The organism is Kibdelosporangium phytohabitans, assembly GCF_001302585.1.
GTDB lineage: Bacteria > Actinomycetota > Actinomycetes > Mycobacteriales > Pseudonocardiaceae > Kibdelosporangium > Kibdelosporangium phytohabitans.
Genome location: NZ_CP012752.1, coordinates 3,649,323 through 3,668,773, shown reverse-complemented (window position 1 = coordinate 3,668,773; position 19,451 = coordinate 3,649,323). Strand labels below are relative to the sequence as shown.

The window sequence follows — 19,451 nt, the reverse complement described above, 5'->3', positions numbered from 1 at the left end:
CCTTCTCCGGCCGTCGCACTTCTCATCGTGTCGGGCCGCGGTGCAGGCCCGTGGTCACGCACCTGGCATGCCGCTCGCCGGGAAATCCCTGGTGGGCAGCCATTTCCAGGCCGCACCCTTGGCCGACTACGGGACTGCCACCGCACTACGACCCGTATCGCGCCCGTAACTCGTGCTTGAGCACCTTTCCCGCGCCGGACAACGGCAGCTCGCTGACGAAGTCGTAACTGCGCGGCACCTTGTAGTTGGCCAGGCGGGCACGCAGGAACGCGTCCAGCTCGTCCTGGCTGGTCTCGGCGGCGGGAACGACCACGGCGTGCACGCGCTCGCCGTAGGTCCTGTCGGGCACGCCGACCACGGCGCACGTCGCGACGTGAGCATGCTCGTGCAACACGTTCTCGACCTCGGCGGAGTAGACGTTCTCGCCACCGGTGATGATCATGTCCTTGATCCGGTCGACCACGTGCAGACAGCCGCCGTCGTCGAGGTAGCCCGCGTCACCCGTGTGCATCCAGCCGTCGCGGACCGCTTGTCCGGTCAGGTCAGGCCGGCCCCAGTAGCCCAGCATCACGTGCCCGCCCCGTGCGACGATTTCACCCACTGTCCCGGCAGGTACCGGCCGGTCGCCGACGTCGACCACACGCACTTCGCTGTGCGGCGCGGCCCGGCCTGCCGAGTACCTGTGCGGGCCTGTGTGGTCGGCCGGGCTCAGCAACGTCACCGCCGGGGCCAGTTCGGTCATGCCGTACGCCTGCACGAGTTCGACGTTCGGCAGGGTCTCGGTGGTCCGGTCCAGCAGCTCCGGCGGCATGGGCGCGGCGGCGTACACCAGGCGGCGCAGGTTTTTCAGGGTCGCTGGGTCGAAGGTGGGGTGGTCGAGAAGCATTCGCAACATCGTGGGCACGAGGAACGTGACGGTCACGCCATGCGTTGCCACAGCGGTCAGCACGCGCTGCGGATCGAAGGCAGGCACAGTGGCCTGGGTGTTGCCCAACAGGCTTTGCATGACCCAATGCGCCAGATCACCGAGGTGGAACATCGGTGCCGTGTGCAGGAAACGGTCCCCGGGAGCGACGATGAAACCGGCCGCGACGCACCCCATCGCCGAGGTAACCATGTTGCCGTGGCTGAGCATGACGCCCTTGGCACGTCCGGTCGTACCGCCGGTGTAGAACAGTGCGGCCAGTTCGTCGCCGCCACGGCGTGCGTCCGGCACGGGTGCGCTGGCCGCGATCAGTTCCTCATAGCCCACGCAGCCCTGTGGAATCTCACCGTCCCCTGTGTACACCACGTGCTTCACGCCTGGGCATTGCGCGCGCAGCGCGGGCACGGCATCGATGAACGTGTCGTCGACCAGCAGTACCCGTGCGTCGCAGTCGTTGAGGCCGTGCACCACTTCCGGGATCGCCCAGCGGGTGTTGACCGGCGCGAGTACGGCGTCCGCCCACGGCACCGCCATCAGGTGTTCCAGGAACCGGTCCGAGTTCAAGGCGTACATGGCGACACGGTCGTCCCTGCCCACCCCCAGTTCACGCAAACCGCTTGCCAGACGGGCGACTCTGTCCACGTGGGTGGCGAAGTCGCGTTCACGTGTGCCGTCGATGGTGGCTGTCCGGCCCGGGTGCTGTTGCAGGGCGCGGTGCAGCGGCTGCGTGAGGTACATGACGCCTCCTACTTGTGCGGGGCGGAGAACACGGGCGCGGGAAGCGGCAGGCCCGCCGCGGTGGCGCCGCATTCCAACGCCCACAACGCGGCGCCAGGTCCTTGCTCGGCGGCGTATCCGCGGATCGCTTCGGGGTCTGGCGACAACTCGGCCAGTCGCGCGACCGCACGCTCGAACGCGGCGCCGTCAAGACCGGGCGGGTCGGTGGCGTCGAACGGGCGCGTGTTCGCCACCATGTTCTTGATCGCCTGTGGATCCAGCCTTCCGGCCACGCCAAGAGTCCCGTACGTGCGCTCGGCGACCATGGCACCGATCCACGCCGACGTTTCCGCTGTCGGTGTCGGCCATTCCCGTGCTTCGACCGGGTACGCGCGCCGCGGCGGCGGGCCGGACGCTGCCCACCGGGCGGCCCATTGGGCGACGATGCCCGCCGCGTTGCGGTCAGCGGGGTTGTGCAACCGCATCATGTCCCACTTGTTCGCCATGGCGACGACCACGAGGTCCAGCCGCGGATAGATCCGCGCGTCCCACCAGCAGCCCCAGGGGTAGGCCGCGGAATGGCCCCACCACCACAGGTCACCGTCCCGGTCGGGATCGCTCATCTCCAGCGCGATCCCGGCGAAGGAGTCCGGGGTGACCGGGCTGGAACGGGCCACCCGTGGCTTCAGCATCTCGGCGATGCCCGACGGCGAGACCACCTCTCCGGCAGACCCGTTGGACGCGCGAAGCATGGACTGCAGCAACCGGGCGTAGTCCACCGGCGAGGTGATCAGGCCGGCACCGGGATAAGTCGCCGAGTGGTACACCGGTGACGGCACGCACCACGGGCCGAATCCCTGATAGCCGACGGCGTACTCGTCGGAGGCGACCAATGCCTGCCACGGATCGCCCTCGGCGTTGGGCACGGCGGAACCCGTCATCCCCAGCGGGGCGAGGATGGTCTCGTGCACGAAGTCGGCGTAGTTCCGCTGTGCCTTGTTCTCGACGGCACAGCCGACGAGCGACATGCCGAAGCTGGAGTACGCGTACTGGCCGGGCGGCCCGTACAGCGGGCAGACACCGCCGTACTCGGGGGTGGCGCCGATCTCGTGCCGCCGTTGGACGTATTCGGCGATCGGGATCGGCCGTGTCAGCTCGGCGTCGATGAAGTCGGTGCGGTAGCCGCCGAGGTGCGCGGTCAGCATCCCGGGGGTGATCGGCGCGTTCGCCGCCGGGTTCGCCGGCCGGGCGGCCGGGTCGAGGTGCGGGTCGATCGGACCGTCCACATCGATCAACCCGGCCTCGGCCAGCCGGATCAACGACAAGCCGACCAGGGGCTTGCTCAGTGAACCGGCGGGGGTCACGGACGTGCCGGACATCGGGATCCGCCGCGCCAGGTCGGCGTGCCCCGCCGCCATTGCCCGCAGTTCGGTGCTGGTGGCGAGAGCGACCGCGACGCCAGGTGTCCCCGTCGCGGCCACGATGCGCGGCAGGATCTCCTCGATCGCGTCGGCCAGGTCGTGGAACATGGCTGGTTCCCCTCAGTGTGCGGCGCGGGCCGCGTCGATGTGGGCCAGGACACCGGCAGGCGTGGTGGTCCCGGGATCGGTCAGGCCGGTCAGCGCGCCCACGACACTGCGGCCGAGCCCGCGGATGTCGGCGTCGGCGAACCGGGTGTTGTCGTACATCACCCGTACCCGCAGTTGCGGGCCGTCCTCGACGATCAGCGTGAGCGGGTAGTTGTTCGAGTCGTCCACGCGGAGCGCTTCCGGGGACAGTCCGTGCAACGCGTCCCGGACAGGTTGTTCCACCGGGTAGTTCTCGAACACCAGAACTGTGTTGAACAGCGGCGTACGGCGATTGACCTCGCTGTACCGGGCGATGTCCACGAGCGCGGTGTGCTCGGACGGCATACGCCCGCGTCCTTCCTGCAGTTCCCGCAACCACCTGCCGAGCGGGCGGTCCGCGGCGGCCCGGACGCGCAGTGGCAGCGTGTTGATGAACATGCCGATCATGTCCTCGATCCCGGTCAGGCCGGACCGCCCGGACACGGTCGCGCCGAACACCACGTCGTCCCGGCTCGTGTGGCCGGCCAGCACGAGTCCCCACGCCGCCTGGAACACGGTGTTGCGCGTGATCCGCGCCTCCCGGACGAACGCGCCGAGCTTGCCCGCGAGGTCCTCCGGGATGTCGATCTCGCGCAGTACGTGGCCGTGCCCGGGGTTGAGCACCTCGGCCACGGGCAACGGCGTGGGTTGCGTGAACCCGGCGAGGTAGCCGGTCCAGAACTCACGGTCCTTCTCACGCGGCTGCTGCCCGAGCCAGGCCACGTAGTCGCGGAACGGCCTGCGTGCCGGGCGGGACAGCGGTGTGTCGTTCCGGATCGCCTGGTAGAGCGCCAGTACGTCGCCGACGAGCGTGGCACTGCTCCACCCGTCGATCGCGATGTGGTGCGATTCGAGCAGGACCCGCCAGGCCGACTGCCCCGTGCGGATCAGTGTCACGCGGACCAGCGGACCTTCGTCCAGGGCGAACCCCCGTTCCCGTTCGGCCGTGAGCAACTCGTCGAGTTCACGGGACTGGTCGTGCGACGCTGTCCAGTCCAGCCGGTTGACCGGGAACCGAGGCCGTGCGTCGACCACTTGCAGCGGCCGGTCCACCTCAGTCCAGACCACACGCGTGCGCAGGACCGGGTGGCGTCGAGCAGCTTCCTGCCATGCCTGGGTGAAGGCGTCCGGGTCGAGGTCACCGGCGTCCCACGACAGCCGGGTCGTGTAGAGCGCCGAGTCGGGCGAGGTGAGCGTGTGGAACAGGATGCCTTCCTGGACCGGCGAGAGCGGGTACAGGTCCTCGATCTGCCTGCCTGTGCCGAACGCCCGCTCGATCTCCTGGGTGGACAGGCCGGCGAGCGGGAAGTCCGAAGCGACCCGGAACCCGCCGTTCGGCCTGGTGGCCGTCTCGGCGATCTCCGCGAGCGCGGTGAGCACCCGTGCGCCGAGTTTCTCGATCGTGGGTGCGTCGAACGCTGTCGTGTCGTAGCACAGCGACAGCCGCAACCGGTGGTCCTGGACGCGGGCGACCACCTCGACGGGATACGGCATCGGCCGGGCCGGCGCCGCAAACGCTTGCAGCCGCGCGGAGCCGTCGGCCCGGCCGAGGTAGTTCAGCGCGACCTCGGCTTCCGGCAGTTCGCCGAGTTGGTCGCGCAGCAACCCGAATCCGATGCCGCGGTCGGGCACGGCACGCACGGTCTCCTGGACCGCACGCAGGCATTGCGCCATGTCCTCGGTGCCGGGAAGGTCAAGGCACACGGGGTGGACGGAGGTGAACCAGCCGACCGTCCGCGTGGTGTCGACGTCGGCGAACAGCGGCTCACGGCCGTGGCCTTCCACGTCGATCAGGACCTGCGCGGACCCGGTCCAGCGGGACAGCGCGACGCCGAGTGCGGCCAGCACCGCGTCCTTGACCTCCATCCGGAACGCCGGCATCAGCTCGGTCAGCAACGTGTGGGTGTCGCCCGTCGGCAGCTCGACGTCGATGACCGCCATGTCACCGCGCGTGCCCGGAACCGTGCTGTTCTTCGGCAACGGGGCCACGGTCGCGGGAAGCAGTTCGCGCCAGGTGTTTTCCGGCGTGTACTCCTGCAACCGGTGTGCCCAGTCACGGAACGACGTGGTTTTGCGCGGCAATGTCGTGTCACCGGAACACAGCTGGGTGAAGTCGGACAGCAACACCTGCCACGACACCGCGTCCACTACGAGGTGATGGATGACGACCACCAGCAGGCCGTCGGCCCGCACGGCACGAACGAGCTGGCCGGTCCGCAGATCGAAGCCCGCAATCGCTTGCCTGACCGCGTCATCCACAGTCCCCGTGCCGGTCTGCACCCGCGTCCTCGGCTCGTGCGGCAGTACCTCCTGGGTCCAGCCGGCAGGGCCGGGCCGGAAGGCAGCGCGGAGCATGTCGTGCTGCGCCACGAGCCGATCGAGCGCGGTGTCCACAGTCGACAGGTCGACGTCCATGGGCAGGGCCATGTACTGGACGATGTGGTCGCGTTCGGGATCGCCGGTGCCGAAGTACGTCCGCTGGATGGGCGTGAGCGGCAGCGGTCCGGTGACTTCGCCTTGCCGGACGTCTGCCGGGGAGTCGGCGACCGGCGTGGCGGCGGCGGCCAGTTCGGCCAGGGTCTGGTGCTGGAACAGCTGGTTCGGTGTGCACCGCAGGCCGGCGGACTCCGCGCGTGCGGTCAGTTCGATCGCCCGCAAGGAATCGCCGCCCAGTGCGAAGAAGTTGTCGTCGGCGCCGACCTTGTCCACGCCGAGCACGGCACACCACACCTCAGCAAGCGTTTGCTCAGCGGGAGTCCGGGGTGGTACGGCCGACCGCCTGCCCGCGTGCGCGGGCGGAGCGGGCAACGCCTTCTGGTCGATCTTGCCGTTGGCGTTCAACGGCAACTCGTCGAGCACCACGATCGCGCTCGGCACCATGTACTCGGGCACGCGGTCGACCAAATGACCACGCACCGCGGCCGGCAGCCCGTCGCGGCCGGCCGCGGGTGCCGGGACGACGTAACCGACCAAGCGTTTGTCCCCCGCCAGGTCGGTGCGCGCGACGACCACCGCGCCCGTCACGTCCGGATGTGCCTTCAGGTGCGCCTCGATCTCACCGGGCTCGATCCGGAAGCCCCGGATCTTGACCTGGTGGTCGGCCCGGCCGACGAACTCCAGCGTGCCGCCGGGCAGCCAGCGGACCAGGTCCCCGGTGCGGTACATCCGCGTGCCCGGCTGCCCGAACGGATTGGGCAGGAACTTCTCCGCGGTCAACGCGGGCCTGCGGTGGTAGCCACGGGCCACACCGATCCCGGCGATGTACAGCTCCCCGGTGACACCGGGCGGTACCGGCGTTCCGTTGTCGTCCAGGACATAGCACTGCGTGTTCCACGTCGGCTTGCCGAGCGGGACACGTGTGTCACCTGGCCGCAGCTGGTGGAAGTTGGTCTGCCCGGACACCTCAGCCGGGCCGTACTGGTTGTGCAACTCCACCCACGGCAGCACGGCGTGGAACCGTTCGATCAGATCAGGCGTGATCGCCTCGCCGCCGCAGTGGATCTGGCGCAACGACGTGCAGTTCACCGCCTCCGGCTCGGCCAGGAACGCCCGCAGCATCACGGGGACGAAGTGCACGAAGGTGACCTGCTCGCGCTGGATCAACCGGGCGAGGTACTTCGGGTCGCGCTGCCCGCCGGGCTTCGCGACGACCACCGCCGCGCCGGTGGTCAGCGGCCAGAACACCTCCCACATGGAGGCGTCGAAGGTGAACGGCGCCTTCTGCAACAGCCGGTCCCCGGCGCCCAGCCGGTACTCCGCGGTGTCACACGCGATCAGGTTGGCGCCGCCGCGGTGCGGGGTGATGATGCACTTGGGTTCACCGGTGGATCCGGACGTGTAGACCGCGTGCGCGGCGTTGTCCGGCGTCACACCAGTCCGCGGTGCCGTCCTGGGAAGACCGTCCAGCACGGTCAGCTCTGAGTCCAGCACGACAACGGGAACACCGGTCTCCGGGAGTTTCGGCGCGAGCTGCTGCTGAGTGACCACAGCCACCGCGCCGTTGTCGGCAAGCAGGTAGCGCAGCCGGGACTCCGGTTGTTCCGGGTCGAGAATGGTCAGGATGCCACCGGCTTTCATCACGGCGACCAGCGCGACGACGGTCTCCACAGAGCGTTCGGCGCACACCGCGACGATCACCTCCGGCCCGGCGCCCAACTCCCGCAGCCGGTGCGCGAGCGCGTTGCCGAGCTCGTCCAGCTCCCGATACGTCAGCGACGCGTCCTCGTCACACACCGCCAGCGCGTCGGGGTTGTCCGAGGCTTGCCGGGCGACCAGGTCGTGCAGGCAGGACCGGTCGGCGTCCGGGCGTTCAGTGTCGTTCCACGCCACCAGGACCTGGTGGCGGTCCGGCTCGCTCTGCAGCGGCAGGCCGGTGATCGGCGTGTCCGGCGCGGCAGCGGCGGCATGCAGGAAAGTGGCGAAGCCGCGGGAGAACCGTTCGATGGTTTCGGTGTCGTACAGGTCGGTCGAGTACTCGATCCGCCCGATCAGCCCGTCCTGGCTCTCCGCGAACCCCATCGCGAGGTCGAACTTGTTGGTGCCGGTCCCGGTCGGGAACGCTTCGACGGCCAGCTCCGGCAAGGTGAGCGCCTCCTCACCGACACCGCCCTCCACCGGCGCCAGCAGCAGGCCAGGCGCGGCATCGGTGAGTTGCTGGGAGACCTGGAAGCTGATCTGGTGCAACGGGTGGATGCTCAGCTGGCGCACTGGTCGCAGTTCGTCGACCAGCCAGTCGAACGGCATCTCCTGGTGCTCGAACGCGTCCAGCGCGGTGTGCCGGACCCGTCGAACCAGTTCCGCGAAGGACGGGTTGCCGGTCAGCTCGGTCCGCAGGTTCACGCTGTTGATGAAGAACCCGATCAACGGCTCCAGCTCGACCTGGTCGCGGGCGGCGACCGGGGAACCCACGATCACGTCCGTCTCCCCGCTGTAGCGGGCCAGCTGCGCCTTGAGCGCGGCCAGCAGCACCACGAACATCGTTGCCTGCTCGTGCACCGCGAGTGAACGCAGCGCGGTCGCGGTCTGCTTCGGCACCGTGAACAGGTGCTCGGCGCCGTTGAACTCCGGCACGACGGGACGCGGCCGGTCCGGCGGCAGCGTGACGATCTGCGGTGCGCCACGCAGCTTTTGCGCCCAGTGGTCCAAGTCGGCGCGCAGCCGCTGACGGGTCCGCGGCGATCGTTGCCATGCGGCGAAATCCGCGTACTGGATCGGCAGCTCCGGCAGGTCCTGCGTGCCCGAGTAGAACGCGCGCAGCTCGCGGAACAGCACGCCGAGCGACCAGCTGTCGGTGATGATGTGGTGCATCGTCAGCAGCAGGACGTGATCGTCGTGCCCGAGTTCGATCAGGCGCACCCGCATCAACGGTCCGCGTTCCAGGTCGAACGGCTCGGCGGCCTCGGCCTTGGCCAGCGTCCGGGCTTCGGCCAGCGCTTCTTCGGGCGGCAACGTGCGCAGGCTCGTCACCTCGACGGGCACGTCCCGCGGCGGGCCGATGACCTGAACCGGCGCGTTGTCGTGCACAGCGAACGTCGTGCGCAGACTCTCGTGGCGCGCCACGACAGCGGTGAACGCAGCACGCAGAGCTGCCACGTCAAGCGGACCGCGGAGCCGGTAGGCCAGGGGTGCGTTGTAGACGGATCGCCGGGGCGTCAACCGGTCCAGCACCCACAGGCGCTGCTGTGCGTAGGACAACGGGACCGGCCTGCCGCGGTCGGCGCGGTCGATCCGATCCGGCGAGGGTTCTACCAGTTCCTCCCGCCGCAGAAGCAGGGAGAACAGTTCACGCCGGCGGGCTGCCGCCTGGTCCGCTGCGGTCATGTCGGCCATCGTGACGCACCCCACTGGCATGGTGTTGGCAGCCCGCGTGCCCTCGTGCACGCGAGGATTCTCCTGATCAGGACGTGATTCCGCGGCAGGCCCATGGAAGGACTACGGGAGCGGGCGGGCGAAATCGGCCCTTGCCCGTAGCGGATTGCGTTGCCCAGCCGCAGAAGGCGCTCTGACCTTTGACTTTGTCGTTCGCTGCGCGTCGCGCAGGTACCCACGGCCCGCCACACGACCACGCCAGCATGGGGCCAAGGCACACGTTTCGCGCCCGAAAGGACCGTCATGTCAGGCAATACCGTTGTTCTGAGCAAAGAAGCGAACGCCGTCGTGGACGGACTGTCCAAAACGGGCGAGCACCTGGTGACGTCCGACCAGACGTCCGCGATCATCGGAGCGTCCACCCAGGACTGGGCCCATTTCGCGGCGAACTGGGAAGACCTCAAGCTCGACGCTTTCATGGCCGACGGCGGCAAGTACCGCTACCGGCGTTACGGCCAGTACGAGCTCTACCCGCACACCAACGAGCTCAACGCGCTGCCGCACGAGCCGTACCGGCAGGAGAAGTTCTTCAACAAGCTCAACGGTGGCGTCGACCGCGTCTACGAGCCGCTCACCGAGCGCTTCACCAGCGACCCGCTGCTGAGCAACCTGCTGATCTCGCTCGGCCAGATCTTCACCACGATCGACGCGACCCAGCGCTGGCTGATCAAGCTGCACCCGGTGCGCATCATCGCGGGCGAGAACATCGGCCAGCCCGCGCCGGAGGGGCGTCACCGCGACGGCGTGACGTTCGTCGGCTCGCTGCTGATCGACCGCCTCAACATCACCGGCGGCGTCAGCTCCACCTACGACGAGCAGCAGAACCACCTGCGGACAGTGACCCTGGCCGAGGCCGGTGACCTGCTGCTCGGCGACGACCAGCAGACCTTCCACCAGGTCACGCCGATCGAGGCGGTCGACAAGAACAGCCCGGCGCACCGGGACGTGCTGGTGCTGAACTACACCGCGCTGCCGGGGCGGCTGGCGTGATCAACCGGAAACTGGGCAACCAGGGACTGTCGGTCTCGGCGATCGGGCTGGGGTGCATGGGCATGTCCCAGGACTACGGCCCGGCCGACGACACCGAGTCGGTCGCGGTGCTCCAGCGGGCGATCGACCTCGGTGTCACGATGATCGACACCTCGATGAGCTACGGCGCCGGGCACAACGAGGAACTCGTCGGCCGTGCCGTCGCCGGGCGCCGCGAGGAAGTCGTGCTGGCCACGAAGTTCGGCATCGCCCGCGAGAGGCGCGGTGACCCGCCTGGGCTGGACGCCAAGCCCGCGAACATCCGCCGTTACTGCGAGAACTCGTTGTCGCGGCTGGGCACCGACCACATCGACCTGTACTACCTGCACCGGGTCGACCCCGAGGTGCCGGTGGAGGACAGCGTCGGCGCGATGGCCGAACTGGTGGCCGAGGGGAAGGTCCGCTACCTCGGGATCTCCGAGACCGGGCCGGACCAGCTCAAGCGCGCCGCGGCCACGCACCCGATCAGCGCCGCGCAGTACGAGTGGTCGCTGTTCTGGCGCGAACTGGAGGACGACATCGTCCCGCTGGCCCGTGAACTCGGTGTCGGCCTGGTCGCGTTCAGCCCGCTCGGCCGGGGATTCCTGACCGGGAAGCTGAACATCGGCTCGCTCACCGGCGACGACGACCGGCTGCCGGACCAGCGCTTCCACGGCGAGCACCTGACCACCAACGAGTCGCGGCTCGCCGAACTCACCCGCCTGGCCGGCGCACACGGCGCGACACCCGGCCAGCTCGCGCTGGCGTGGCTGCTGGCCCAGGGCGACGACGTCACGGCGATCCCCGGCACCCGCAGCAAGGACAGGCTGGCGGAGAACGCCGCGGCGGCCGACGTGGCACTGTCCGCGTCGGACCTGGCCGAACTGGAAGCCGTGATCGGCCGATCAGCCTGGTCGGGCGAGCGGTTCTCCTACGCCGTCCCGCGCACGGTGCGGGCCTAGCGAACCCCGGGCCGCCGCCGCTCTCACCCGGCGGCGGCCATTCTTTTCCCAACCGGAGGAACCCATGACCACCGACGTCAGCGCCTCCGTCACCGGTGCGGCGCTGCCTGCCGAGGCGTTCCGGCTGCACGAGACCACCGGCACGCTGGACGTCGACCGAGTGCTCGACGTGCTGCACGGCAGGCTCGCCGCCTACCGGGTGCCGGGTTTCGTGCCCGAGGCGGACTGCTCCCGGATCACCGGCAACTTCTGGAACTCATCGCACCGCACGCCCCGGTACGGCGACGGAGCGGACGGTGTCGAGGCGTACCTCGTGGGCGCCTCGCACATCGAGAAGTCCACATCGGACTATCTCGACGAGGTCACCAGGACCGCCGAGGCGGTGAACGCCTTGTACGACGGCGCCACCGACCCGATGTCGGCTTTCCGCTCGCGGGTGGCCCCGTCGTTGCCGTCGGCACGTCCCGCCGCGCACGAGGGCCGCAGCGCTGCCGGTTCGAAGGCTGTGTGCTGGAACAACACCGGGGAGTACCAGCTGTTGCCGCACGACGACCTGGCGCAGCTGAGCGACCCGCTGCAGCACGGGTTCGAGATCCAGGGGGTCCGGCGGGTGATGGCCGTGAACATCTACCCGCGTGTCCCGGGAGCGGGCGGGCAGCTGAGGATCTGGAACGTACTCCCGGACGACGCGACACGGGACCGCCTGGGGCTGACGCACAGCGGTTTCCCGTATCCCATCGAACCGCTCGCCGAACACCAGAGCCTGACCGTGCCCGTTCGCGCGGGCGACCTGTGCGTGATCAACGGCAACCTGGTGCACGCGGTGCTGGGCAGCGGCGCGGACACCGACCGCGGCAGGCTACTGCTCACGTGTTTCACAGGCTTGGACAACCAGGGCGAATTCCTCTGGTGGACATAGGCGAAAACCCTCGTGAGTGGTTGGTCCGGTTAGAACCGGACCAACCACTCACGAGGGTTTTTCAGGCCGTGGTCATGCGTTCGCGGAGGCTGCGGGGACGCATGTCGGTCCAGACCTCGTCGATGTGGGCCAGGCATTCCTGCTTCGTGCCCGACACGCCTTCACCACGCCATCCCGGGGGCAGCGGCTGGTCGGCGCGCCAGATCGAGTACTGCTCCTCGTCGTTCACCACGACCGCGTAGCGCTCGGTCTCCGTCATCGGTTTCCCTCCACCAGTTTCTCGACCGCCGCCCGGAACTCGCCGAACGTCGGGGTGTCCCACACCTGCAGCATGTCCACTTCCACGCCCAGTTCCCTGCGCAGGTACGACACGATCCGGGTGACCATGATCGAGTTGCCGCCGAGTTCGAAGAAGTCGTCGTCGTCGGTCACCTCGGGCGCGTCGAGCACCTTCTGCCACGAGGCCACGATCCGGTCCGCGGTATCAGACATAGTTCAGCTCCGTTCGGTGCTCGGCGTTGGCGAACCGCCCCGCGTCGAGCGGTGTGACGTCCACAGTGGGCACGCGGTCGAGCACCAGGTCGCGCACCACCTCGCCGACTGCCGGGGCCTGCATGAATCCGTGCCCGGAAAACCCCGTGGCGTAGAGGAACCTGCTGACCTCGCTGGCCTCGCCGATCAGGGCGTTGTGGTCCGGTGTCACCTCGTACAGGCCGGCCCAGCTCGTGGTGAAGCCGAGGTCGAGCACGCCGGGGGCACGCCGTTCGATCGCGAGAGCCAGTCCGTCCAGCCACTCCTGGGTCGGATCGAGGTGGAAGCCCGGCTCCTGCGCGGGATCCGAGAGGCCCAGCATCAGTCCCCGGCCCTCCCGGCGGAAGTAGAACGCCGATTCGAAGTCGATGGTGAACGGCATCTCGGCCGGCGGGTCGAGCGGCCCGGTGAACGCCAGCTGACGCCGGTACGGCAGTACCGGCAACGGTACGCCGGCCATCGCGCCCACGGCGGCCGACCACGCGCCCGCCGCGCAGATCACGGTGGAAGTGGCGATCCGGCCCTGGTTGGTGACCACCGCCTTGATGTCCTTGCCGGTGGTCTCGACACCGAGGACCTCGCAGTGGGTGACCAGCCGGGCGCCGCACCGCCGGGCGCCTGAGGCGTACCCGAGCACGACTGACTCCGGTGTCGCGTGCCCGTCTTCCGGACAGTACGCAGCCGCCAGCAGCCCGTCGGTGTCGATCAGCGGCGACAGCCGCTTCGCCTCGGCCACGTCGAGCAGACGGCTCGGCACGCCGAGGGAGTTCTGCAGCGGCACACTGCGTTCGAAGGCCGCCACTTGGTCCGGACTGGACAGCAGGAACAGGTAGCCGACCGCGCGGTAGTCGATCTCCTGCCCGAGTTCCTCGGGGAACCGTCGGTAGGCGGCCATTCCCCGGGTGCTCAGCGTGATGTTGAGCGTGTCGGAGAACTGTCCGCGCAGGCCACCTGCCGCCTTGCACGTGGACCCGGCGCCGAGCTGGTCACGTTCCAGCAGCACGACGTCACGGACACCTGCTCGGGCGAGGTGGTAGGCGATGCTCGTACCGACCACGCCGCCGCCGATGATCACGACCTCGCTGGATGATGGGACAGTCACCGCGGCTCCCTGACGACGTCGGTCCACACGCAACAGCTTCGATCGTCGTCCACCGGCCTGGCGGCGCGCGGGTGCGGCATCCGGTCCGCCGCCGCGGCAAGACACCGAGCACAGTGGCCATGCGCGTGCCCCGGTGTGGATTCGGTACGGGAGTACCGGCGCGAATGTGGCCTGCCGCCGTGGGAAAACCGTGGTCGTTCTGACACTGACCGCGCTGACCTGCGCTGTTGCCGCGTCCGGCGGGCACGGGCGGTGCCATCTGCCTGCCCCAGCAGCGGTCCACCATCGGTTTTGTGACAGCAGGAACGGGGGTCACCACGATCGCGGTCATCGACCGCACGTACAACGGGCCGCCGAACTCCGCGCAGGGTGGATACGCGTGTGCGGTGTTCGCCAAGGCAGCGTTGGGGCACAACGCTGCCGCGGTGACGTTGCTCAAACCACCGCCCCTGGACACACCGTGCGAGGTCACTCCAGGACCGAAGCGGGCGATGGTGCGGGCGAACGGCACTTTGGTCGCCACGGTCTGCCCGATCGGCCGCGAGCCCGACGAGGTCATGCCTGTCAACGCCGACACGGCCAGGCAAGCGGCCGCGGGTTTCCGTGGCCGCGCCGACCACCCGTTCCCCACGTGCTACGTGTGCGGCCATGACCGCGTTGACGGGCTGCACCTGACGCCAGGGCCGGTCCCTGACCGGCCGGGCACGGCGGCTTGTCTGTGGACGCCCCGGGAGCCGGTCACGGAGGAGATCGTGTGGGGCGTGCTCGACTGCCCAGGCGGCTGGACGTATCCCGAGCCCGCTGTGCTGAGCCGGATGTGCGCGGTGATGGCCGGCCCGATCCGAGCAGGCGTGCCGCACGTGGTGACGGCGGTCCGGCGTTCGTCGCGGGACCGCACGATCACCGTCGGCACGTCAGTGCACACCACGTCAGGACAGCTCGTGGCCAAGGCTTCCGCGGTGTGGACCGCGATACCCGGCGGGCTGCCGGGTGGCGACTAGGAGGGCAGTCAAGCCGATGACCATCACCGGCGCGTTCCACCGAGTTCTCGCCGCGCACCCGGACCGGGTGGCGGTGAGTTCCGCCGACGGCAGCCTCACGTACACCGAACTGGACGAGCGCGCCGGCTGGCTGGCCGGTCACCTGCGCGGACTCGGTGTGTCCACTGAGGACCGTGTCGCTGTCGGCCTGCCCCGAGGTGCCGACCTGGTCGTGGCGCTCCTCGCGGTGCTCAAGGCAGGCGGCAGTTACGTCGCACTGGACCCGCAGCAGCCGGAGGAGCGGCGTGCCCTGGTGGTGAAGGATTCCGGCGCCGGCGTGGTGATCACGCCGGAGCTGCTGGCCGGTCTGCCGGACAAGGCCCCACCGGTCCCCGAGCCGGGCCATGGCCCGTCCTCGACGGCGTACCTGGGCTACACGTCCGGTTCCACCGGCAACCCCAAGGGCGTGTGCGTGCCCCATCGCGCGGTCCTGCGCCTGGTGTCCGGTCAGGACTTCCTGCCGATCCAGCCGGATGACGTGTTCCTCCAGTTCGCCGCGGTCGCCTTCGACGCGTCCACGCTGGAGATCTGGGGCGCGTTGCTCAACGGCGCCCGGCTCGCGATCCCCCCGCCCGGCGACCTGTCCCCCGCGGAGCTGACCTCGGTCGTCCAGCGCGAGGGAGTCACCGTGCTCTGGCTGACCGCGGGCCTGTTCCACACCATGGTCGACGCGGGGATCGGCGGGCTGACGTCGTTGCGGACGTTGTTGGCCGGTGGCGACGCGCTGTCGGCCGCGCACGTGGACCGGGCGCTGCGCGAACTGCCGGACACGCGGCTGGTCAACGGTTACGGGCCGACGGAGAACACGACGTTCACCACCTGCCACGTGTTCACCGAGTCCGTGGGCGGCAGTCCGGTGCCGATCGGCGTGCCGATCCACGGCACCACAGCCCAGCTGCTCGACGAAACGCTACGCCCGGTGCCGGACGGTGACGTGGGCGAGCTGTGCACGGGCGGACTGGGCGTGGCCACCGGGTACCACAACGATCCCGTGCTGACCGCGCAACGGTTCGTGCCCGACCCGTTCAGCACGGATCCAGGCGGACGCCTCTACCGCACCGGGGATCTCGCCCGGCGCAGGCCGGACGGGGTGCTGGAGTTCCACGGCCGGGCCGACAACCAGGTCAAGATCAGGGGTTTCCGGGTGGAGACCGGCGAGGTCGAGGCCGCGCTGCGGCGTCACCCGGAGATCGACGACGCCGCCGTGGTCGCACAGGACTCCCCGGCGGGCAAGGTGCTGGCGGCGTTCTACGTCAGCGACCTCACCGAGACCTCGGCCGAACTGCGGGCGCATCTGGCGGCGATCGTGCCGCGCTACATGCTGCCCGCGGTGTACGTCCGCGTGGAGGAATTGCCGCTCACGCCCAACGGCAAGGTCGACAGGGACCGCCTGGCCGCCACACAGCTGCCGGAACGCCCCGAGCTCAGCACCGACTACCGCGCGCCCGGCAACGAGCACGAAGTGTGGCTGGCCGGGTTGTGGGCCGACCTGATGCAGGTCGCCGAGGTCGGTGTGGACGACGACTTCTTCGAACTGGGCGGGCATTCGCTGATGGCGACCCGGATCACCGTCGAGATCGCCGAGCGCTACGGCCGCACAGTGCCCGCCGTGGCGTTCTACGAGAACCCCACGATCGCCGAACTGGCCGCGCTGCTGGAGGTCACCGGATGAGGATCACCAAGCCAGGCGGCGACCCGGTTGATCTGGACACAGTGGACCTGTTCGACCACGGGCTCTACGCCACCGGGGACCCGCACGCGATCTGGGCCGCGATGCGCGGGCACGCGCCCGTCCACCGCCAGACTCTGCCCGACGGCCGCGGGTTCTGGTCGGTCACGCGGTACCACGACGTGAACGACGTGCTGCGTGACCACACGCGGTTCACGTCCAGCCAGGGCACTCTGCTGTCGATACTCGGCAGCACGGACCCGGCCGGCGGCAAGATGATGGCCGCCAGCGACCCGCCCGTGCACTCCGCGTTGCGTGAACCGATGGGCAAGGTGCTCTCGCACAGTGCCTTGCAGGAACACAATCCGCGCATCCGGCGAGTGGTCCTGCGCATGCTGGGGCCGTTGCTGGACGGCGGCGTGTGGGACATCGCCCGCGCGGCTGCCCGGTTCCCGATGGCGTTCACCGGAACGCTGATGGGACTGCCGGAGTCCGACTGGCCGCGGCTGGCCGGGCTGACCACGATGGCCATCGCGCCGCAGGACCCGGAGTACCGCCAGTCCGACGGCCACGGCACGCTCGCCGCCGCTCACCACCAGCTTTTCGCGTACTTCTCCGAGCAGGCGCGCAACCGCAAACGCCATCCGTCCGACGACCTGGTCGGTTTCCTGGTGCGGATGCGGGCAGGTGACCGTCCGCTCAAGCACGACGAGATCGTCTACAACTGCTACAGCCTTCTGCTCGGCGCCAACGTGACCACACCACACGCCGTGGCGGGCACGGTCCTCGCGCTGATCGAGCACCCGGACGAGTACCGGCGCTGGCGGCAGGAGCCCCGGCGGACGAGCACCGCCGTGGAGGAAGGACTGCGTTGGGCCTCGCCTGCCAACCACTTCATGCGGCACGCCACCCAGGACATGACGTTGCACGGCGTGCAGATCAAGGAGGGTGACGCCGTGGTGGCGTGGCTCGGTTCGGCCAACCGGGACGAGCAGGTGTTCCCCGACCCGTTCCGGTTCGACACCGCGCGGTCGCCGAACCGGCACGTGGCGTTCGGTTTCGGCCCGCACTACTGCATCGGCGCGCCGCTGGCGCGGATCGCGCTGCGGATGCTGTTCACCGAGATCGTCGCGGCCGTCGGGGAGTTCGCCCTCGCCGGGCCGGTCGAGCACCTGACGTCGAATTTCGTCGCGGGCATCAAGAGCATGCCCGTCACCGCACGGCTCGACCACCAGGCCGCGCGCGAGATCGCCACGGCCATCGCCGAGGAAGGCCAGGTGGCGGTGTGAAGAACAGGCTCCTGCTGCGCCGCCCGGCCGACGACTGCGCCGCCCGGGTGTTCTGCTTCCCGTACTCCGGGCTCGGCGCGTCCATGTTCACCCAGTGGCCGCGGCGCATCGGCGACATCGAGATCTGCCTGGTCCAGCCGCCCGGCCGGGAGAACCGGATCAAGCACCCGCACTACGGCACCTACGAACAGCTGGCGGAGGAAGTCGCCGACGGGCTGGCACCGTACTTCGACCGCCCCTTCGGCTTCTTCGGCCACTGCGGGGGTGCGCTCGCCGGGTTCGCCACCGCACTGCTGCTCGCACAGCGCGACGGCCCCACGCCGGACTGCGTCTACATCTCCTCACAGGTCGCGCCGCACGACGGCCCGTACGGCCGGTTCCTGGGCATGACCGACGACGAACTGGCCGTCGAACTGGCCGACCTCACCAGGGCCATGGGCGGTGAACCCCAGCCGGACATCCTCGCGCTCAGCCTGCGTGTGCTGCGCGCGGACATCACCGCCAACCAGCGCTACCACCTGGCCGAACCGGTCGTGCTGCCCGGTGAGCTGCGGGCCATCGGCTGGAGCGAGGACCGGGAGATCAGGCCCGCGCAGATGGACGGCTGGCCCGCCTACGCCGCGCCGGACCGGTTCCACCGGACCGTCCTGGCCGGTACCCACCACGAGTTCCTGAAGGCACCGCTGGCACTGCAGGCCGAACTGGCCGCGGGCCTGCGTACACCCGAAAGGCAGATCCGATGACAGGCGACAACCAGGGCCCGGTGTGCTCGTACACCGAGTGGGATCCGCTTGAGGAGGTCATCGTCGGCATCGTCGACGATGCCGCATTCCCTCCGTGGCACGTGGCGCTGCCACCGGTGCTGCCCGCGAACCAGCACGAGACGTTCCGGCGCAACGCGGGCATGCCGTTCCCGCCGGAGCGGGTCGCGGCGGCACGCCAGGAGCTCGACGAGTTCGCGCACATCCTCGAGGCCGAGGGCGTCACCGTGCGCAGGCCGGAGCCCATCCCGCAACGCACCGAGTACTCCACTCTGGACTGGTCGAGCACCGGGATGTACGCGGCCATGCCGCGGGACGCGCTGCTGGTGGTCGGTGACGACGTGATCGAGTGCCCGATGGCGTGGCGGTCGCGGTACTACGAGTCGCTCGCCTACCGGCCACTGCTCAAGGAGTACTTCCACGGCGGCGCGAAGTGGAGCGCGGGCCCGAAACCCGAGCTGACCGACGCGCAGTTCGACCAGGACTGGACCGACGGCGACGACGGCGGCTCGCCGCGGCTGGTGGTGACCGAGTTCGAGCCGACGTTCGACGCGGCCGACTTCACCCGGCTCGGCCGCGACATCATCGCGCAGAAGAGCAACGTCACCAACGACTTCGGCATCGACTGGCTGCGCAGGCACCTCGGTGAGGACTACCGGATCCACGTCTTCGAGTTCGCCGACTCGCACCCGATGCACATCGACGCCACCATCGTGCCGATCGCACCGGGCAAGCTGCTGGTCAACCCGGAACGGGTGCCCGAGGTGCCCGCCATGTTCAAGGGCTGGGACGTGCTGGAGGCGCCGGCGCCGGTCCTGCCCGACGCGCACCCGCTGTACATGACCAGCAAGTGGATCAACATGAACATCCTGATGCTGGACGAGGACCGGGTGATGGTCGAGCGCCAGGACGAGCCGATGATCCAGGCGATGAAGAACTTCGGGCTCACCCCGGTGCTGTGCAACTTCCGCAACTTCAACAGCTTCGGCGGCTCGTTCCACTGCGCCACGCTCGACGTCCGGCGGCGCGGTTCCCTCAAGTCGTACTTCTAGG

General features: G+C 69.4%; 14 protein-coding genes. 8 read left to right on the top strand and 6 right to left on the bottom strand.

Translation table 11 applies throughout. From position 1 onward, the window contains the following. Positions 1 to 145 precede the first annotated feature (145 nt). From AOZ06_RS16980 to AOZ06_RS16970, 3 genes are read right to left on the bottom strand one after another with little or no spacing between them, the layout of a single operon-like run. Complete coding sequence (locus AOZ06_RS16980) at positions 146 to 1,663, bottom strand: long-chain-fatty-acid--CoA ligase (RefSeq protein ID WP_054290283.1); 1,518 nt, start codon at positions 1,661 to 1,663, stop codon at positions 146 to 148. A gap of 8 nt (positions 1,664 to 1,671) precedes the next feature. Beyond that, positions 1,672 to 3,171 carry a serine hydrolase domain-containing protein gene (locus AOZ06_RS16975; protein ID WP_054290282.1) on the bottom strand — a complete coding sequence of 500 codons (1,500 nt, stop codon included), beginning with the start codon at positions 3,169 to 3,171 and terminating at the stop codon, positions 1,672 to 1,674. 12 nt (positions 3,172 to 3,183) lie between these two features. Further along, entirely contained in the window at positions 3,184 to 9,069 is a 5,886-nt protein-coding gene (locus AOZ06_RS16970; RefSeq protein WP_054296701.1) for a non-ribosomal peptide synthetase, read from the bottom strand. A 291-nt stretch (positions 9,070 to 9,360) separates the two neighbouring features. On the opposite strand from AOZ06_RS16970, the gene AOZ06_RS16965 reads away from it, so the two are divergent. From AOZ06_RS16965 to AOZ06_RS16955, 3 genes are all read left to right on the top strand, one after another. Beyond that, positions 9,361 to 10,107, top strand: a complete 747-nt coding sequence (locus AOZ06_RS16965; protein ID WP_054290281.1) for a 2OG-Fe dioxygenase family protein — start codon at positions 9,361 to 9,363, stop codon at positions 10,105 to 10,107. Continuing rightward, positions 10,104 to 11,087, top strand: a complete 984-nt coding sequence (locus AOZ06_RS16960; RefSeq protein ID WP_054290280.1) for an aldo/keto reductase — start codon at positions 10,104 to 10,106, stop codon at positions 11,085 to 11,087. The genes AOZ06_RS16965 and AOZ06_RS16960 overlap by 4 nt, the downstream gene beginning before the upstream one ends. A gap of 64 nt (positions 11,088 to 11,151) precedes the next feature. Then, positions 11,152 to 12,006 carry a hypothetical protein gene (locus AOZ06_RS16955; protein ID WP_054290279.1) on the top strand — a complete coding sequence of 285 codons (855 nt, stop codon included), beginning with the start codon at positions 11,152 to 11,154 and terminating at the stop codon, positions 12,004 to 12,006. A 61-nt stretch (positions 12,007 to 12,067) separates the two neighbouring features. Here the strand turns inward: AOZ06_RS16955 and AOZ06_RS16950 are convergent, their stop codons facing one another. From AOZ06_RS16950 to AOZ06_RS16940, 3 genes are read right to left on the bottom strand one after another with little or no spacing between them, the layout of a single operon-like run. After that, positions 12,068 to 12,265, bottom strand: a complete 198-nt coding sequence (locus AOZ06_RS16950; protein ID WP_054290278.1) for an MbtH family protein — start codon at positions 12,263 to 12,265, stop codon at positions 12,068 to 12,070. Further along, entirely contained in the window at positions 12,262 to 12,498 is a 237-nt protein-coding gene (locus AOZ06_RS16945) for a phosphopantetheine-binding protein (protein ID WP_054290277.1), read from the bottom strand. The genes AOZ06_RS16950 and AOZ06_RS16945 overlap by 4 nt, the downstream gene beginning before the upstream one ends. Further along, positions 12,491 to 13,639 (bottom strand): NAD(P)/FAD-dependent oxidoreductase, encoded by a 1,149-nt coding sequence (locus tag AOZ06_RS16940; RefSeq protein WP_054290276.1) that lies wholly within the window; start codon positions 13,637 to 13,639, stop codon positions 12,491 to 12,493. Before AOZ06_RS16940 ends, AOZ06_RS16945 begins: the two co-directional genes overlap by 8 nt. Before the next feature lie 293 nt (positions 13,640 to 13,932). Here AOZ06_RS16940 and AOZ06_RS58915 point away from each other — a divergent pair, with 293 nt between their 5' ends. Genes AOZ06_RS58915 through AOZ06_RS16915 form a run of 5 tightly spaced genes read left to right on the top strand, consistent with a single transcriptional unit; the run spans position 13,933 to position 19,450 of the window. After that, the gene (locus AOZ06_RS58915; RefSeq protein WP_218922007.1) at positions 13,933 to 14,640 is read left to right on the top strand and encodes a hypothetical protein; all 708 of its coding nucleotides are present in this window, start codon (positions 13,933 to 13,935) and stop codon (positions 14,638 to 14,640) included. A 16-nt stretch (positions 14,641 to 14,656) separates the two neighbouring features. Continuing rightward, the gene (locus AOZ06_RS16930) at positions 14,657 to 16,351 is read left to right on the top strand and encodes a non-ribosomal peptide synthetase (RefSeq protein ID WP_083471751.1); all 1,695 of its coding nucleotides are present in this window, start codon (positions 14,657 to 14,659) and stop codon (positions 16,349 to 16,351) included. Further along, positions 16,348 to 17,637 (top strand): cytochrome P450, encoded by a 1,290-nt coding sequence (locus AOZ06_RS16925; RefSeq protein WP_054290274.1) that lies wholly within the window; start codon positions 16,348 to 16,350, stop codon positions 17,635 to 17,637. The genes AOZ06_RS16930 and AOZ06_RS16925 overlap by 4 nt, the downstream gene beginning before the upstream one ends. Further along, positions 17,634 to 18,380 (top strand): thioesterase II family protein, encoded by a 747-nt coding sequence (locus AOZ06_RS16920; RefSeq protein ID WP_054290273.1) that lies wholly within the window; start codon positions 17,634 to 17,636, stop codon positions 18,378 to 18,380. The genes AOZ06_RS16925 and AOZ06_RS16920 overlap by 4 nt, the downstream gene beginning before the upstream one ends. Further along, the gene (locus tag AOZ06_RS16915; protein ID WP_054290272.1) at positions 18,377 to 19,450 is read left to right on the top strand and encodes a hypothetical protein; all 1,074 of its coding nucleotides are present in this window, start codon (positions 18,377 to 18,379) and stop codon (positions 19,448 to 19,450) included. The genes AOZ06_RS16920 and AOZ06_RS16915 overlap by 4 nt, the downstream gene beginning before the upstream one ends. Position 19,451: the final 1 nt, after the last annotated feature.

What these genes read in the sequence shown, in the direction of transcription:
- AOZ06_RS16915 (WP_054290272.1), top strand. Translation starts at nt 18,377, where the DNA reads ATGACAGGCGACAACCAGGGCCCGGTGTGCTCGTACACCGAGTGGGAT.
- AOZ06_RS16975 (WP_054290282.1), bottom strand. Translation starts at nt 3,171, where the DNA reads ATGTTCCACGACCTGGCCGACGCGATCGAGGAGATCCTGCCGCGCATC.
- AOZ06_RS16955 (WP_054290279.1), top strand. Translation starts at nt 11,152, where the DNA reads ATGACCACCGACGTCAGCGCCTCCGTCACCGGTGCGGCGCTGCCTGCC.
- AOZ06_RS16970 (WP_054296701.1), bottom strand. Translation starts at nt 9,069, where the DNA reads ATGACCGCAGCGGACCAGGCGGCAGCCCGCCGGCGTGAACTGTTCTCC.
- AOZ06_RS16925 (WP_054290274.1), top strand. Translation starts at nt 16,348, where the DNA reads ATGAGGATCACCAAGCCAGGCGGCGACCCGGTTGATCTGGACACAGTG.
- AOZ06_RS16965 (WP_054290281.1), top strand. Translation starts at nt 9,361, where the DNA reads ATGTCAGGCAATACCGTTGTTCTGAGCAAAGAAGCGAACGCCGTCGTG.
- AOZ06_RS16945 (WP_054290277.1), bottom strand. Translation starts at nt 12,498, where the DNA reads ATGTCTGATACCGCGGACCGGATCGTGGCCTCGTGGCAGAAGGTGCTC.
- AOZ06_RS16950 (WP_054290278.1), bottom strand. Translation starts at nt 12,265, where the DNA reads ATGACGGAGACCGAGCGCTACGCGGTCGTGGTGAACGACGAGGAGCAG.
- AOZ06_RS16930 (WP_083471751.1), top strand. Translation starts at nt 14,657, where the DNA reads ATGACCATCACCGGCGCGTTCCACCGAGTTCTCGCCGCGCACCCGGAC.
- AOZ06_RS16980 (WP_054290283.1), bottom strand. Translation starts at nt 1,663, where the DNA reads ATGTACCTCACGCAGCCGCTGCACCGCGCCCTGCAACAGCACCCGGGC.